The organism is Paraburkholderia sp. BCC1885 (genome assembly GCF_900996235.1).
Taxonomy (GTDB): domain Bacteria; phylum Pseudomonadota; class Gammaproteobacteria; order Burkholderiales; family Burkholderiaceae; genus Paraburkholderia.
The window spans coordinates 38,808-53,138 of the sequence record NZ_CAAJGM010000044.1 but is presented as its reverse complement, the minus strand read 5'-3'; the positions used below and the strand labels follow the sequence as shown (position 1 = coordinate 53,138).

The window sequence follows — 14,331 nt, the reverse complement described above, 5'->3', positions numbered from 1 at the left end:
GTCCGAGAGATGTCGCGCCAACTGGAGATCCGATGAACTGGGCAGCGAGAATGATTGGCGGGCGCTTTCACTACGGCTGGCTGACCGTGGCGGTGGTGTTTCTGGTATTGCCGGCGGCCGCCGGAACGCGCGCCACGCCCAGTGTGATGATGGTGCCGCTCGAACATCAGTTCGGCTGGAGCCGGGCGACCATCTCGCTGGCCATCTCGGTGAACATCGCGCTATACGGCCTGATGGGGCCGTTCGCGGCGGCGGCGATGCAGCGTTTCGGCGTGCGTCCCACCGTGCTGATCGCGCTCGGCACGATGGCGGCCGGCGTGGCGCTGTCGTCGCTGATGACACATCCGTGGCAGATGATCCTGATCTGGGGCGTGATGGTCGGCGGCTCGACCGGGGTGGCGGCGTTGTCGTTGTCGGCGACGGTGGTGAATCGCTGGTTCACGACGCATCGCGGGCTGGTAATGGGCATTCTCACCGCCAGTTCCGCCACCGGTCAGCTCGTTTTCCTGCCGCTGCTCGCGGCGATTGCCGAGCATCACGGCTGGCGCCAGGTGGTCTGGGTGGTGGCGGGCGCGGCCGCAATCGTATTGCCGCTGGTGGCGTTCCTGCTGCCCGAGCGTCCCGCCGACCTGACGCTGCGTCCATTCGGCGAACCGGCCGACGCGCCCATCAGCCGCAACCTCACAAAGCAGAATCCACTCGCGATCGCCTTCGGCACCCTCGCCATGGCCAGCAAGACGCGCGATTTCTGGCTGCTGTTTTTCAGCTTCTTCATTTGCGGGGCGAGCACGAACGGCTACGTCGGCACCCACCTGATCGCCATGTGCGGCGACTATGGCCTCTCCGAAGTGCAGGGCGCGTCGCTGCTGGCGGCCATGGGCATCTTCGATCTGTTCGGCACGACGCTGTCCGGCTGGCTCTCGGACCGCTACAACAGCCGGGTGCTGCTGTTCTGGTACTACGGACTGCGCGGCCTGTCGCTGATGTATTTGCCGCACGCGTTCGGCATCGACTTCTTCGGCCTGCCGCTTTTCGCGGTGTTCTACGGCCTCGACTGGATCGCCACCGTGCCGCCCACGGTCCGTCTCGCCACCGATGTCTACGGCAAGGAAGCCGCCCCGGTGGTGTTCGGCTGGGTGGTGGCGGGGCATCAGCTCGGCGCGGCCTTCGCGGCGCTCGGCGCGGGCATGCTGCGCGCGAGCCTCGGCACCTACACGGTGGCGTCGATGATTTCGGGCGGCTTGTGCCTCGTCGCGTCGGTGATCGTGCTGCGTATCAATCGCGGCGAACGGACGGCCGCGCCGCAGCCGGTTTAAGCGCGCGCTGCCGGCGTGTCGGGCGGACGGCAGACGCATTTGGGGGCGGCATCGACGCCGCCGCCGTGGGCATTCCGGATGCGCTTTATACGCGGCTTCTGAAGCACACGTAGCGAAGCCCGGTTATGCTATGTGGCCCCGGGCACTCGCCCGTCGATCATGAATTTCGACCGAGAGAAGCGCATGACCAACAAACCCGCCCCAACCGCAGTTCCCATTCACGAACTGATTGCAGGCCGCTGGAGCCCGCGCGCGTATTCGAGCGAGCCGGTGAGTCGCGAGCATCTGCATTCGGTTCTGGAAGCGGCCCGCTGGGCGCCTTCGTCGTACAACTCGCAGCCGTGGCGTTTCATGGTGTTCGATCGCAGTACCGACGAAGTCTCATTCAAGCGCGCCTTCGCCACGCTGGTGCCGTTCAATCAGGGCTGGAATGCGCCGGCGCCGGTGCTGATCGCCGTCGCCACGCACACGCTGACCAACAAGGGCGAAGTGAACCGTTGCGCGCCTTACGATGCGGGCGCCGCCGCTTTTTCGCTGGTGCTGCAAGCCCATGCACTGGGCCTCGCCGCGCACCAGATGAGCGGCTTCGACGTTCCCGCATTCCGCAAGGCCTTCACCATCCCGGACGACGTCGAAGTGATCACGATGATTTCGCTTGGCCACTTCGGCGAAGTCGAGAAGCTCGACCCGGTGCTGCGCGAGCGCGAAAAGTCGGTGCGCACGCGTTTCCCGCTCGGCGAGATCGCGTATAGCGGCGTGTGGAAGAAACCGTTTTGATGGCTTGGGCATGACCCGCCTGCGGTGGCGTATGGCCCTCTGCCGCGCCGGTGGCCCTACGCCGCTCGCGTAGACGGTTGGGCGGCCAGAGGTCAGCATCACCTTCCGGAGTAAAAGATACGCGCGGTCAGTTCACCTTGGCCGCGCGTTTTTTATTCACTCTCCGTCAGCTACGGCGGACAGCGGCGCCGCGACGTTTTCGAGCGATTTGCGCTCCGCGTCGACGCCCCAGATCGCGGCCACCACCGCCGCGCCGACCATCAGCGCCGAGCCGACCAGATAGCCGGTGAAGACCGCGCTGCGTTGGTGCGTATCGATCAGTCGTCCGAAGAATGCCGGTCCGGCGATGCCGCCGAGCGCGGTGCCGAAGGCGTAAAACACGGCAATCGCAAGTGCGCGAATTTCCAGCGGAAACGATTCGCTCACCGTCAGATAGGCCGAGCTGGCGGCCGCCGAGGCGAAGAAGAAGATCACCATCCACGCAGCGGTCTGGGTGGTGACAGTGAGCAGATTCTGTTCGAACAGATAGCCGCTGACGGTGAGCAGGACGCCGGAGATTGCGTAGGTAGCCGCGATCATCTTGCGCCGGCCGATCACGTCGAATAGACGCCCAAGCAGCAGCGGCCCGAGGAAATTGCCGAGTGCGAACGGCAGCAGATACCAGCCGATATGATCGCCGGGCACGTGATAGAAGTCCGTCAGCACCAGCGCGTAGGTGAAAAAGATCGCGTTGTAGAAGAACGCCTGCGCGGTCATCAACGACAGCCCGACCAGCGCGCGTCGTCGATGCACCGTGAAGATGGCATGGAAGACTTCGCGCAGCGGCGTGTGGTCGCGGGTTCGCAGACGGAGACGGGCGAGCGGCTCATCGGTCGGCGGATGTCCGGCGTCGCGAAAGCGCGCCTCGATATGCTCGACGATCTGGGTGGCTTCGCGCGCCTCGCCGTGGGTCAGCAGCCAGCGCGGGCTTTCGGGGACCCAGGCGCGCATCGGCAGGATGGCCAGCGCGAGCGCCGCGCCGATGAAGAAGCAGCCGCGCCAGCCCCAGTCGCTTGGCAGCAGATGCGGATCGAGCAACACCAGCGAGCCGGTCGCGCCGATTGCCGCGCCGATCCAGAACGTGCCGTTGATGCCCAGGTCGGTCCAGCCGCGCACGCGGGCCGGCGTGAACTCCTGGATCGTCGAGTTGATGGCGGTGTACTCGCCGCCGATCCCGGCGCCCGTCAGGAAGCGAAACAGCAGGAAGCTCGCCAGATTCCACGACAGTGCCGTGGCGGCGGTGGCCGCCAGATAAAGCGTCAGCGTGATGAAGAACAATTTGCGCCGCCCGAGACGGTCGGTGAGCCAGCCGAAGCCGAGCGCGCCGAGCACCGCGCCCAGGATATAGGCGCTGCCGGTCAGGCCGACTTCGCTGTTGGTGAAGTGCAGCGTCGGGCTGGCTTTCAGGGCGCTCGCCACCGCGCCGGCCAGCGTGACTTCGAGGCCGTCGAGCAGCCAGGTGACGCCAAGCGCCACCACAATCAGCGAATGAAACCGGCCCCACGGCAGGCGGTCGAGCCGCGACGGCAGGTCGGTTTCGATCACGGCGCTGGGCGTTTCCTGTACCGCTGCGGTGGGCGATTCGCTCATCGGGGCGGGTCTCCTCAGTCGGCCGAAGTCGACGCCGCGGCGCCTTCCGGTCCTATGTAAAACAGTTGAGAAATTTGAATAGCGTATCCTGTGCGGATGAGCAATTTTTGTTCCCCTGAACCGGCACACCTATGCGCGGATATCTTGGTTGATGCCCTTCGCGCTTTCGTGATACAAAGCCCGTCCCCTTCTTGTCCGCGCCAGCCGTGAGCGGCGATTTCCTGCCATGACCTATTGCGCGATTGACTTCGGCACCTCGAATTCGGCGGTCGCCGTGCCTGACGGCGCCGCGTTGCGGCTTGCGCCGGTCGAGGGTGCCTACACGACGCTGCCCACCGCCGTCTTTTTCAACACCGACGAGAACAGCCGCGACTACGGCCGCGCCGCGCTCGAAGCGTATATCGACGGCTTCGACGGCCGCCTGATGCGTTCGATGAAAAGCATTCTCGGCTCGCCGCTGGCGGAAAACTCGACCGATCTCGGCGACGGCTCGGCCATCAAGTACACCGACGTGATCGCGATTTTCGTCGAGCATCTGAAGCGCTCGGCCGAAGCCAGCGCCGGCGCGTCGATCAGCCGCGCGGTGCTGGGCCGCCCGGTGTTCTTCGTCGACGACGACCCGCGCGCCGATCAGCTCGCGCAGCAGCAGCTCGAGGCGGCTGCGCGCTCGGTGGGCCTGAAGGAAATCCACTTCCAGTACGAGCCGATTGCGGCGGCGTTCGACTATGAGTCGCATCTGACGCAAGAGGGGCTGGTGCTGGTGGCCGACATCGGCGGCGGCACCTCGGACTTCTCGCTGGTGCGGGTCGGGCCGGAGCGCGTCAAACGCGTCGAGCGCAAGGACGACGTGCTGGCGCATCACGGAGTGCACGTGGCCGGCACGGATTTCGACCGCCGCGTCGAACTCGTCACCATCCTGCGCGAGCTGGGCTATCAGACACTGGATCCGGAAGGGCGCGAGATTCCGAACCGGATCTATTTCGACCTCGCCACGTGGCATCTGATCAATACGGTCTACGCGCCCAAGCGGGTCAGCGAACTGGTGCTGATGCGCCATCTGTTCACGCAGACGCGGCACCACGACCGCCTGATGCGGGTGGTCGACCGCCGCCTGGGCCACGCGCTGGCCGCGCACGCCGAAGAGGCAAAGATCGGCGTCGCGGCGGGCGGCGAGACCATCATCGATCTGGAGCTGGTGGAAGAGGATCTGCGGCTTGCTTTCGACGAAGCGCAACTGATCAAGGCGGGCCACGACGAGACGCTGCGCATCGTGCAGGCGGCCCGCGACACGGTACAGGCCGCCGGCGTCGCGCCGCGCGACGTAGGCGCGATTTACTTCACGGGCGGCTCGACGGGACTGGCATTTCTATCCGGCGCGCTGTCCGCCGCGTTTCCGGACGCCCGGCCAGTATTCGGCGATCGGCTCGCCAGCGTGGCCACGGGTTTGGGCATTCACGCGCGGCGGATATTCGGTCAGGCGTAATCTTCAGGTAAAACGGTCAGGCATAACGCGGCCAGACATAAAGGCCGCATGACGGCCGGGCATAAAAAAACCCCGCGGCGAGGCGGGGTTTCTTCTTCGCGTCCAGAAGGAAGCGCGCGCTTACACCGGCTTGATGTTAGCTGCTTGCTTGCCCTTCGGGCCCGTCTTCACTTCAAACGTAACCTTTTGGTTTTCTTGCAGCGTCTTGAAGCCTTCCGTGCGGATTTCCGAGAAATGCGCGAACAGATCTTCGCCGCCGCCGTCGGGAGTGATGAAGCCAAAGCCCTTTGCGTCATTGAACCACTTGACGGTACCGGTTTCCATATTACTTGTTCCTAAAGATGGTAAATAAGGCCGAAGCCCAGAGGGTGCATGAAAATCAAGGAAGGGGGTAATGGGACCAACCGGAGTACCGTTGATGGGCGAACTACGAAAGACCAATTCACTCGCCGCTTGAAATCCTGCCCGAACGTTATACGGCGATTTCGGGAGAAGGTCAACAGTATCCGCACATCTTTACAAGGTTTTAAGGGTCAGGCGTAAGGCAGGCTCGCGGCGCTTGCCGGCCTGTTAATTTCTTGCTAGGGATAACCCTAGGCCGCGCTGCAATCCGGCGGTGCAACCGTTAAACTACGCGCCGCGCTTGGGTTGCACCTGATTCCGGTATCAGCCCTCGCCCACCATGGCCGTCACCCCGTCTCCAGCGTCACAAGCAATGCCGCGGTGCGGCCATGTTTCTGACGCAACTTATCCGGCATCGGCGTAAGTTGCCTGGCATGGGACCCGAGTGGCGCGCCGCGCGCCGATTTGGGTCGACTGCAGATAAACTGCAAGGGACCGAAGCAGGGCGCTCGCGCACCCCTTTCGGCCCACCTAGGAGAAGACGTGAAAAGTTCTATTCAACGGAACATCGGCCCGCTCGCGCTGCTGCTTACCGGCTTGGGTTCGATCATCGGATCAGGCTGGCTGTTTGGCGCGTGGAAAGCGGCAAAAATTGCTGGCCCCGCCGCCATTTGCGCCTGGGTCATTGGCGCAGTGGTGATTCTCGCGATCGCGCTCACCTATGCGGAACTTGGCGCCATGTTTCCCGAGTCGGGCGGCATGGTGCGCTATGCGCGCTATTCGCATGGCGCGCTGGTCGGCTTTATCAGCGCATGGGCCAACTGGATTGCCATTGTCTCGGTGATTCCAATTGAAGCTGAAGCGTCGATTCAATACATGAGTACCTGGCCGTATCCATGGGCGCATGCATTGTTCGTCAATGGGTCATTAACCACTAATGGGTTATTACTCTCGGCGATCCTCGTGATTATCTATTTCATGCTGAATTTCTGGGGCGTGAAGCTGTTCGCGCGCGCCAATTCGGCAATCACGGTCTTCAAGTTTGTGATTCCCGCGGCGACGATTGCCGGCCTGATGTTCACGGGTTTCCATCACGAGAACTTCGGCGAGGCCAGCACCTTCGCACCGTATGGCTGGTCGGCGGTGTTCACGGCGGTGGCGACGAGCGGTATCGTGTTCGCGTTCAATGGTTTCCAAAGCCCGATCAACCTGGCCGGCGAAGCGCGTAACCCGGCGAAAAGCGTGCCGTTCGCGGTGATCGGCTCGATCCTGCTGGCGCTCGTGATCTACGTGCTGCTGCAGATTGCCTATATTGGCGCGGCGAATCCGGCTGATGTGATGAAAGGCTGGAGCCACTTCAGCTTCGCGTCGCCGTTCGCCGAACTGGCGCTCGCCCTGAACCTGAACTGGCTGGCGTTCCTGCTGTATGTCGACGCGTTCGTGAGCCCGAGCGGTACGGGCACGACCTACATGGCGACGACGAGCCGCATGATCTACGCCATGGAGCGCAACAACACCATGCCGAAGATGTTCGGTAATGTGCACCCGATCTACGGCGTGCCGCGTCAGGCGATGTGGTTCAACCTGCTGGTGTCGTTCATTTTCCTGTTCTTCTTCCGCGGCTGGAGCTCGCTGGCGGCCGTGATTTCGGTGGCGACGGTGATTTCCTACCTGACGGGCCCGATCAGCCTGATGGCGCTGCGCCGCGCGGCCACCGATCTGGAGCGTCCGCTGCACATTCCCGGCATGCAGATCATTGCGCCGTTCGCGTTCGTGTGTGCGTCGCTGGTGCTGTATTGGGCCAAGTGGCCGCTGACGGGCGAAATCATCCTGCTGATGATCGTCGCGCTGCCGGTGTATTTCTACTTCCAGGCGAAGTCCGGCTTCAGCGGCTACAAGCGCGATATGAAGGCCGCGTGGTGGCTGGTGGCCTACCTGCCGGTGATGGCGATTCTGTCGGTGATCGGCAGCAAGCAGTTCGGTGGCCGTGATGTTCTGCCGTATGGCTGGGACATGCTGGTCGTGGCGATCATCGCGCTGGTGTTCTATTACTGGGGCGTGCATTCCGGCTACCGCAGCGACTACCTCGAAGAGCGCGATGTTCACGACGAAGTGCTTGAAGGAATGGGCGCGCATTGAGCGGCTATTAACCGGTTCAGCAGGCGCTAGCGCCTGCTGAACCGCTGCCCGGACGCACGACGACGCGATTGCCGTTCTGCTCCCGGACATAAAAAAGCCCGCCTGATTCGATTCAGGCGGGCTTTTTTCGTTGTGCTGTGGTGCTGCCGGGTTGAGGCGGTCGGCTCTTCCGGTCTGGCCGTTTAAGCGTTTAGGCGTGCTTATTCGTTCCGTTTCACTCAAGCGGTGCCGGCTCAGGCGGTGCCGAATACATAGTTCGTCATGGCCAGCGCCTTTTGATACGTCCCGAGCGACTGGATGCCGAGCGTGTAGTCGTCGTCCGCTGCGCCGAGCGCGGCGAATACCGGCAACAGATGCTCGTCGGTCGGATGCATCAACGCTGCGTGCGGCGCCTGACGGCGATAGTCGAGCAGGGCGTCGATATCGTGCGCGGCCAGCCTCGCTTCGAACCAGTCGGTGAATTCGGCGACGCGCGGGTCGGCGTCTGCCGGCCGGGCGGAAAAATCGGCGGCGCGCAGATTGTGAGTGATCTGGCCGGAGCCGATCACCATCACGCCATCATCCTTCAGCGCCCGCAGCGCGCGGCCGAGCCGAAAGTGATGCGCGGCGTCCATGTGCGGCTGGATCGACAACTGCGCCACCGGTACGTCCGCATGCGGGAACATCAGCAGCATGGGCACCCAGGCGCCGTGATCGAGACCATGCGCCTCCGTCTCGGCCGGGAGCCCGTTCTCGTTGAGCAGCGCGGCGGCGCGCCGGGCGACCTCCGGTGCGCCGGGCGCCGGATACCGGATCTCGTACAACTGGCGTGGAAAGCCGTAGAAATCGTGGATCGTCTCCGGCTCCGTGGCGGTGCTCGCCAGCGGATGAGCCGTCTCCCAATGGGCCGACAGCATCAGAATCGCCTCAGGGCGCGGCACATGCCCGGAGAGCGCCGCGAATTCGGCGCGCGGCATGGACGGGTCGATCGGCAGCGTCGGAGCGCCGTGAGACAGGAAAAGCGTCGGCAAGCGGGTCATGGCAGCGAGGTCCGCAACGGGTGCGGCGATCAGTTAGGTTGCTACCAATATACGGGCGTACCACGGTTTGATAAACGGCTGAAAACAGATTTGATTGTCTCGCCGGTGTTGTTAATCGATGGATGCCACAGGGCGTGATGCGGCGGCGGAGTGGTAGCTAATTGGCAGCGAATTGGAACGCCGGTCCGGAGGTTCGTTCCGCTGCGGACCAGCCCGCGGATTCGGCCGCTTGATGCATGCTTAATGCCGCTTATTCAGCCGACGCGTCCCGCAGCCCCGGCCACGCGGGTGCCAGCGCCGGACCCAGCGCGAACAGATCGAGCACGCGCGCAACGGTGTGGTCCACCATCTCGTCGATCGAGGCCGGCTGGTTGTAGAAGGCGGGCAGTGGCGGGAAGATGATGCCGCCCATTTCGGTGACGGCCGTCATATTGCGCAGATGCGCGAGGTTGAAGGGCGTTTCGCGCACCATCAGCACGAGGCGCCGACGCTCCTTGAGCGTGACGTCGGCGGCGCGGGTGATGAGGTTGTCCGAGAGGCCGTGGGCGACGCTCGCCAGGGTCTTCATGGAACACGGCGCGACGATCATGCCGTCAGTCGAAAACGAGCCGGACGCGATGCTCGCGCCCACATCGCGCACCGAATAGACGACATCCGCGCGTGCGTGCAGGTCTTCCTTGCTGAGCTGGAGTTCGTGCTGGATATTAAGCCAGCCGGCGCTGGAGATCAGCAGGTGCGTTTCCACGCCGCCCAGCCTGCGCAGCGTTTCGAGCAGCCGCACGCCGTAGATGGCGCCGGTGGCGCCGGTGATCGCGACGATCAGCCGGCGTGGCGCCGCAGCGCGTGTTTCCATGGCTGGCGGCACCCGATTCAGTCTACTGGACGTGCTGAACGATCAGGCCGCAGCGAACAATTGCTGCAGTTCACCGTTCTGATACATCTCCATCATGATGTCCGAGCCGCCGATGAACTCGCCCTTCACGTAAAGCTGCGGAATGGTCGGCCAGCTCGAGAAGGTCTTGATGCCCTGGCGGACTTCGTCGTCTTCGAGGACGTTGACGGTCTTCGGCGCGTCGACGCCGCATGCCTTCAGGATCTGGATGGCGCGGCCCGAAAAGCCGCACATCGGAAATTGCGACGTGCCCTTCATGAAGAGGACGACATCGTTTTCGTCGACGATTTGCTTGATGCGTTGTTGCGTATCCATGACTGACCTTGCGGTTCCGGAAATAAGGTGGAGATAGATCAAATGATAGCGGATTTCGTCCGCACAAGCCGACGGCGCGCCGGGCTTACGCGTGCGCCTGCCACCTGCCGCCGCTGATGCGTTCGATGCCGGCCAGATCGCGCTCCGAATGCACCGCGGCAAAACCCGCCGCTTCGAGTAGCGCGCGCACCGCCGCGGCCTGGTCGTAGCCGTGTTCGAGCCAGAGCACGCCGCCGCGCTCCGCGAAGCGCGCGGGCGCGCCGGCAATGATGATGCGGATGGCGCCGAAGCCATCGGCTTCGTCGGTCAGGGCGCCGCGTGGCTCGAAACGCAGATCGCCCTCGGACAGATGCGGGTCGCCACTGGCGATATACGGCGGATTGCTGACGATTACGTCAAAGCGCAGCGCGGGGTCGAGCGCGTCGTACCAGTCGCCGCGCGCCAGTTGCAGCGGCCCGCCGTGGCGCGCCCGATCGAGCAGCCGGGCGCCGTTGCGGGCGGCAACCTCCAGTGCTTCGGGCGAGCGGTCGACGGCCCAGAGCCGCGCGTCAGGCCTCATCGACGCCAGCGCGACCGCAATCGCGCCGGTGCCCGTGCCGAGATCGAGCACGCGCGGCCGCGCGATGCCTTCCAGTTCGGCCAGCGCGGTTTCCACCAGCAATTCGGTTTCGGGGCGCGGAATCAGCACGTCCGGCGTGACTTCGAAATCGAGTCCGAAAAATTCGCGCGCGCCGACCAATTGAGCGACCGGTTCGCCGGCCAGACGGCGAGTCTCCAATGCCCGATAGCGGGCCACGCGCGCGGCGTCGAGCGGCTCGTCGCTGCGCGTGATCAGCTCGGTGCGTCGCCAGCCGAGCACGTACCCGAGCAGGATGCGCGCTTCGAGCGGCGGCAAGTCGGAGGCGCGCAACAGGGCGGCGGCGTTGTCCATGGTGGCTTGGGGCGGCTGAGGTGCGGAAGTAGGCGGCGAAAAAGTGGGCGCGCCGCTTAATCCGCGTCGCCGAGCGAGGCCAGCAACTCGGCCTGATGCTCGCTTACCAGCGCGGCGATCAGTTCGTCGAGATCGCCGTCCATGATCGATTCGAGCCGGTACAGCGTCAGGTTGATACGGTGATCGGTCAGCCGTCCCTGCGGGAAGTTATAGGTGCGGATGCGCTCCGAGCGGTCGCCCGAGCCGATCAGGCTCTTGCGGGTCGCGGCTTCCTTGGCGTGCTGCTCGTGATACTGCTTGTCCTTGATGCGCGCGGCGAGCACCTTCAGCGCGCGGTCCTTGTTCTTGTGCTGCGAGCGGTCGTCCTGGCATTCGACGACGATGCCGGTGGGCAAGTGCGTCACCCGCACCGCCGAATCGGTCTTGTTGATGTGCTGGCCGCCCGCGCCGGACGCGCGGAACGTGTCGATGCGCAGGTCGGCCGGATTGATTTCGACTTCGCCGATTTCATCCGCTTCCGGCATCACCGCGACCGTGCACGCGGACGTGTGGATGCGGCCCTGGGTTTCAGTGGCCGGCACGCGCTGCACCCGATGGCCGCCGGATTCGAACTTGAGCTTCGAATACGCCGCCTCGCCCGCGATCCGCACGATCACTTCCTTGTAGCCGCCCAGATCCGATTCGCTCGCCGACATCATTTCGATCTGCCAACGGTTGCGCTCGGCGAAACGCAGATACATCCGCAGCAGATCGCCGGCAAATAGCGCCGATTCGTCGCCGCCCGTCCCGGCGCGGATTTCGAGGAAGATGTTGCGGTCGTCGTTGGGGTCTTTCGGCAGCAGCATTTTCTGCAGTTCGGCGCCGAGCTTTTCCATCCGCTCGCGGGCCGCGCGGATTTCCTCTTCGGCGAAATCGCGCATCGACGCGTCGGCCAGCAGTTCCTGCGCCGTGCTCGCGTCGTTGCTGGCCTGGCGCCACAGCCCGTAATGCTCGACCACCGGGCCGAGTTCGGCGTGCTCGCGCGTCAGCTTGCGGTATTGGTCGAGATTCGAGGTGATGTCCTCGCGGCTCAACAGGTCGTTCAGTTCGGCCAGCCGGGTGGTGAGCTGGTCGAGCTTGCTTTGCATGCTCGTTTTCATCGGACGGTTCGGAGCGGGCTCCGGAAAGGACGGCGTAACTGGGGAAGCGGGCGTGAGCCCTGAAGAGAAGCGGCGGGCCGCCGGAATACCGGCAAGACGGCGCCAGGCGGCAGCGCCGCTAACGCTCCGAAGGGTCGGAGTGTTTGTAGAAGCCGCCCATCAGTTCGATGAGCTTATCGCGATTCTCGCTGCTCGCGCGATTGAGCGCGTGCGTCGGACCATGGATCAGCTTGTTGGTCAGCGCCTGCGAGAGGGCTTCGAGCACCGCTGCGGGATCGTCGCCGCGAGCGAGCATCTTTTGCGCGCGTTCGACTTCGGCGCGGCGCAGCAGGTCCGCCTGCGTGTGCATGTGGCGGATCACCGGCACGATGCTGCGCGCGTCGAGCCACTGCATGAAGTTCTGCACGCGCGTTTCGATGATCGCTTCGGCCTGGGCGACCGCCGCCTGGCGCGACGCATTGCCTTCGCGGACGATGGCGCCGAGGTCGTCGACGGTATAGAGGAACACGTCTTCGAGCTTGCCGACTTCGGGCTCGATGTCGCGCGGCACGGCGAGATCGACCATGAAAATCGGCCGATGACGGCGCGCCTTGACGGCCCGTTCGACCGCGCCTAAGCCGATGATCGGCAAGGTGGAAGCCGTGCACGACACGATGATGTCGAATTCGTGCATGCGCGCGGGCAGGTCCGCGAGAGGAATCGCGCGGCCGTTGAAGCGTTCGGCGAGCCGCGTGCCGCGTTCGGCGGTGCGGTTCGCCACCACCAGCTCACGCGGCTGCTGAGCCGCGAAGTGGGTGGCGCACAGCTCGATCATCTCGCCCGCGCCGATGAACAGCACGCGCTGGTTCGAGACCTTGTCGAAGATGCGCTGCGCGAGACGCACGGCGGCAGCGGCCATCGAAACCGATTGCGCACCGATTTCCGTGGTGCTGCGAACTTCCTTCGCCACCGCGAAGGTGCGCTGGAACAACTGGTTCAGATAGGTGCCGAGCGCGCCGGCTTCGGACGCGGTACGCACCGCATCCTTCATTTGTCCGACGATTTGTGTTTCGCCGAGCACCATGGAGTCGAGCCCCGACGCCACCCGGAACGCGTGGCGCACCGCCTCCGATTGCGGCAACGCGTACACGTGCGGCGCGAGTTCGCTGACCGGCAGATTGTGATAGCGCGAAAACCACTGGATAGCCGCCTCGCGGACCGCGTGATCGTCGGTCGCGCAATACAGCTCGGTGCGGTTGCAGGTGGAGAGGATCGCCGCTTCAGGAGTGGTCCGGGCGCTTGGGCCGAGCCAGATTTCCTTGAAGGTGGCGAGAGCCGGTTTGATCTGTTCGAGCGGAAACGCCACGCGTTCGCGCAAGGCGACGGGCGCGGTGTGGTGATTGATTCCGATCGTTAGAAGCTGCATATGGGGGGCTATGGTTTGCCGCAATATTATAGCGTTTTCGCAAACCCTTCATGCCCGCGGCCTTTCAGCCGGCCGCTTCCCCTCCCGTTTCGCCCCCCGCTTGACCTTTCGTTGGCCTCCCGACTCGCCGCCGGCCGGGATGGCGTCGAGCTGGTAGCCGAAGCCGTAGAGCGGCGTCAGGCAGTAGCCGTGCTCGGGCCGCAGCTGCAGTTTGGTGCGCACGCGCGAGGCGTGCGTGTCGAGCGTGCGCGACCTTACGTCACGTTGCCGGGTCCAGACTGTTTCGAGGATATGGGCCCGCGACACCGGTCGCGACACATTATTGAACAGCAGCAGCGCAAGGCGGAATTCCTTGGGGGTAAGTTCCACTTTCTGCTCGTGAAAGGCGACGGTAAAGTTCGCGGCGTCGAACACGTAGGCGCCGAACACCGCGAGCCGCCGGTTGGGCGGCCGGCGCAGGCCGGCGCGGCGCAGCAGTGCGTCGACGCGGGCCAGCATTTCGGGTCCCCGTACCGGTTTGCTCAGACAATCGTCGGCGCCGGCGTGCAATGCTGCGGCAATCTCACTTTCGCGCGGCGACGACATCAGCATGATGACCGGCAGGCTGGGCAGAATGCTGCGGGCGCGGGGGATGACATCTTCGGCCGGGCGGTCGCCGGCCCAGCTATCGGTTAGCAGCAGGTCGAAAAAATGGCTGGCGGCGCTGGCGAGAAATGGGGCGCTAGCGGTGAAATGCTGGCAGGCATGGCCGCCGGCGAAAATCAGCCGGTCGACGAGTTCCGCGTGACGCACGTCGGGATCAATCAGGGCAATACGCATGGGCGCGCTTTCAGCGTGGCGGGCGAGGGCGGCGAAGCTTACGGCTTGCCTAAATGTGACCCCGGCCCCTAAACTCAACCGCTACGCGGAAAGCGCCGTGCTGACCTTTATAGTTAACGAGACAA

General features: G+C 64.3%; 13 protein-coding genes. 4 read left to right on the top strand and 9 right to left on the bottom strand.

Annotated features, from left to right (window positions below; all coding sequences use genetic code 11):
- Positions 1 to 32: 32 nt before the first annotated feature.
- Both FQ755_RS03460 and FQ755_RS03455 read left to right on the top strand, forming a co-directional pair.
- Complete coding sequence (locus FQ755_RS03460; RefSeq protein WP_144151029.1) at positions 33 to 1,316, top strand: MFS transporter; 1,284 nt, start codon at positions 33 to 35, stop codon at positions 1,314 to 1,316.
- Positions 1,317 to 1,499: 183 nt separating this feature from the next.
- Entirely contained in the window at positions 1,500 to 2,093 is a 594-nt protein-coding gene (locus FQ755_RS03455; RefSeq protein WP_144151027.1) for a nitroreductase family protein, read from the top strand.
- 156 nt (positions 2,094 to 2,249) lie between these two features.
- On the opposite strand, the gene FQ755_RS03450 is transcribed toward FQ755_RS03455, so the two are convergent.
- Entirely contained in the window at positions 2,250 to 3,722 is a 1,473-nt protein-coding gene (locus FQ755_RS03450; RefSeq protein WP_144151025.1) for an MFS transporter, read from the bottom strand.
- A 226-nt stretch (positions 3,723 to 3,948) separates the two neighbouring features.
- On the opposite strand from FQ755_RS03450, the gene FQ755_RS03445 reads away from it, so the two are divergent.
- Positions 3,949 to 5,205: an Hsp70 family protein gene (locus FQ755_RS03445; RefSeq protein WP_144151023.1), complete on the top strand. Its 1,257-nt coding sequence runs from the start codon at positions 3,949 to 3,951 to the stop codon at positions 5,203 to 5,205.
- Positions 5,206 to 5,325: 120 nt separating this feature from the next.
- Here the strand turns inward: FQ755_RS03445 and FQ755_RS03440 are convergent, their stop codons facing one another.
- On the bottom strand, positions 5,326 to 5,529 hold the full coding sequence (locus FQ755_RS03440; protein WP_007180251.1) for a cold-shock protein: 204 nt from the start codon (positions 5,527 to 5,529) through the stop codon (positions 5,326 to 5,328).
- A 561-nt stretch (positions 5,530 to 6,090) separates the two neighbouring features.
- Here FQ755_RS03440 and FQ755_RS03435 point away from each other — a divergent pair.
- Positions 6,091 to 7,686 carry an APC family permease gene (locus FQ755_RS03435; RefSeq protein WP_144151021.1) on the top strand — a complete coding sequence of 532 codons (1,596 nt, stop codon included), beginning with the start codon at positions 6,091 to 6,093 and terminating at the stop codon, positions 7,684 to 7,686.
- A 233-nt stretch (positions 7,687 to 7,919) separates the two neighbouring features.
- On the opposite strand, the gene FQ755_RS03430 is transcribed toward FQ755_RS03435, so the two are convergent.
- The 7 genes from FQ755_RS03430 to FQ755_RS03400 form a co-directional block, all read right to left on the bottom strand.
- Positions 7,920 to 8,705, bottom strand: a complete 786-nt coding sequence (locus FQ755_RS03430; RefSeq protein WP_144151019.1) for a DODA-type extradiol aromatic ring-opening family dioxygenase — start codon at positions 8,703 to 8,705, stop codon at positions 7,920 to 7,922.
- Between the two features lie 250 nt (positions 8,706 to 8,955).
- Positions 8,956 to 9,558: a UbiX family flavin prenyltransferase gene (locus FQ755_RS03425; protein WP_144151017.1), complete on the bottom strand. Its 603-nt coding sequence runs from the start codon at positions 9,556 to 9,558 to the stop codon at positions 8,956 to 8,958.
- A gap of 42 nt (positions 9,559 to 9,600) precedes the next feature.
- The gene (gene grxD, locus FQ755_RS03420; protein WP_144151015.1) at positions 9,601 to 9,912 is read right to left on the bottom strand and encodes a Grx4 family monothiol glutaredoxin; all 312 of its coding nucleotides are present in this window, start codon (positions 9,910 to 9,912) and stop codon (positions 9,601 to 9,603) included.
- Between the two features lie 85 nt (positions 9,913 to 9,997).
- Positions 9,998 to 10,843 carry a peptide chain release factor N(5)-glutamine methyltransferase gene (gene prmC, locus FQ755_RS03415; RefSeq protein ID WP_144151013.1) on the bottom strand — a complete coding sequence of 282 codons (846 nt, stop codon included), beginning with the start codon at positions 10,841 to 10,843 and terminating at the stop codon, positions 9,998 to 10,000.
- Between the two features lie 56 nt (positions 10,844 to 10,899).
- Positions 10,900 to 11,982 carry a peptide chain release factor 1 gene (gene prfA, locus FQ755_RS03410; RefSeq protein ID WP_144151010.1) on the bottom strand — a complete coding sequence of 361 codons (1,083 nt, stop codon included), beginning with the start codon at positions 11,980 to 11,982 and terminating at the stop codon, positions 10,900 to 10,902.
- Positions 11,983 to 12,100: 118 nt separating this feature from the next.
- Positions 12,101 to 13,387: a glutamyl-tRNA reductase gene (gene hemA / locus FQ755_RS03405; RefSeq protein WP_144151008.1), complete on the bottom strand. Its 1,287-nt coding sequence runs from the start codon at positions 13,385 to 13,387 to the stop codon at positions 12,101 to 12,103.
- 48 nt (positions 13,388 to 13,435) lie between these two features.
- Positions 13,436 to 14,206, bottom strand: coding sequence for a response regulator transcription factor (locus FQ755_RS03400; RefSeq protein WP_144151006.1), 771 nt, complete (start codon positions 14,204 to 14,206; stop codon positions 13,436 to 13,438).
- Between the last annotated feature and the right edge of the window lie 125 nt (positions 14,207 to 14,331).